Source organism: Micromonospora sp. URMC 107, from assembly GCF_051386315.1.
Lineage (GTDB): Bacteria > Actinomycetota > Actinomycetes > Mycobacteriales > Micromonosporaceae > Micromonospora.
Genome location: NZ_JBPQTK010000273.1, coordinates 1 through 1487 on the forward strand (window position 1 = coordinate 1; position 1487 = coordinate 1487).

Annotated in this window: 1 protein-coding gene; it reads right to left on the reverse strand. The window is 74.9% G+C overall.

Going from position 1 to position 1487, the window contains the following annotated elements:
• Positions 1 to 55: 55 nt before the first annotated feature.
• On the reverse strand, positions 56 to 1366 hold the full coding sequence (locus tag ACSNN9_RS28445) for a GH1 family beta-glucosidase (RefSeq protein ID WP_436676386.1): 1311 nt from the start codon (positions 1364 to 1366) through the stop codon (positions 56 to 58).
• Positions 1367 to 1487: the final 121 nt, after the last annotated feature.

The following is a 1487-nucleotide window of genomic DNA, read 5'->3' on the forward strand; positions in this document are numbered from 1 at the left end:
CCCCCCCCCCCCGGCACCGTCCACCCCGGCGGCGGGGCGGACGGTGCCGGGACGGTCAGAGACCGTTGGCGGCGATGACCTGGCGGTACCAGTGCGCGCTGCGCTTGGGCACGCGCCGCTGCGTCTGGTAGTCCACGTAGACGAGGCCCCAGCGCTCGTCGTACCCCGCGTCCCACTCGAAGTTGTCGAGCAGGGACCAGACGTGGTAGCTCTCCAGCGGCACGCCGTCGGCGATGGCCCGGTGGGCGGCGGCGAGGTGGTCGCGCAGGAAGGTCACCCGCCCGGCGTCGTCGATCGTGCCGTCGGCGCCGAGGGTGTCCGGGGTGGGCAGTCCGTTCTCGGTGACGGTCAGCGGGATCGGGCCGTAGTCGCGGGTCACCCGGGTCAGGATGTCGTACATCCCGTCGGGGTGGATCTGCTGCCAGGAGGCCTGGGAGGTCGGCCAGCGCCCGGTCGTCGCGCCGTCGCCGGTGACGTAGTACGGCGTGTAGTACTGCACGGCGAGCAGGTCGACCGGCGCGGAGATGGTCGCCAGGTCCCCGTCGCGGATGCCGCGCACCAGCCGGCTGTCGGGGCCGAGGTCGTCCAGCACGTCCTGCGGGTAGCGGCCGGTGAGGATCGGGTCGAGGTAGAGGCGGTTCTCGTAGCCGTCGTAGAGCCGGGCGGCGCGGGCCGCCTCGGGCGAGTCGTCGGCCGGGTAGCAGGGGTGCAGGTTGAGTGCCGGGCCGATCCGGCCGGAGCCGGTGGCGCGGTGCGCCGCGACGGCGAGCCCGTGGGCCAGGTGGAGGTGGTGGGCGACCAGGTACGCGGCGGCGGGGTCCTGCCGGCCCGGGGCGTGGTGCCCTTCGAGGTAGCCGTTCTGCACCACCGTCTTCGGCTCGTTGACGGTCAGCCAGACCGGCACCCGGTCGCCGAGCGCGCGGAAGACGATCTCGGCGTAGTCGGCGAACCGGTGGGCGACGTCGCGCGACTCCCAGCCGCCGGCGTCCTGGAGGGCCTGCGGCAGGTCCCAGTGGAACAGCGTCGCCATCGGCGCGATGCCCCGCTCGTGCAGCCCGTCGACGAGGCGGCGGTAGAAGTCGAGCCCGCGCTGGTTGGGTACGCCGGTGCCGTCGGCCTGCACCCGGGGCCAGGAGATGGAGAACCGGTAGCTGTCCAGCCCGATGTCGCGCATCAGGTCCAGGTCCTCCGCGTACCGGTGGTAGTGGTCGGCGGCGACGTCGCCGGTGTCGCCGTTGCGGGTGCGGCCCGGCGTGCGGCTGAAGGTGTCCCAGACGGACTCGCCCCGGCCGTCCTCCTTGGCCGCGCCCTCGATCTGGTAGGCGGAGGTGGCCGCTCCCCAGCCGAAGCCCGGGGGGAAGCGCAGCCCGCCCGCCGGTGTCTCGTCGGTCCGCGACGCGGCGGCGTCGGACGGGCTCCCGTCGCCCGCCGCCGCGCCGGCGACGTCCGGTCCGGTGCCGGTCGGGGCGGCGGGGGCGGTGGCGGAG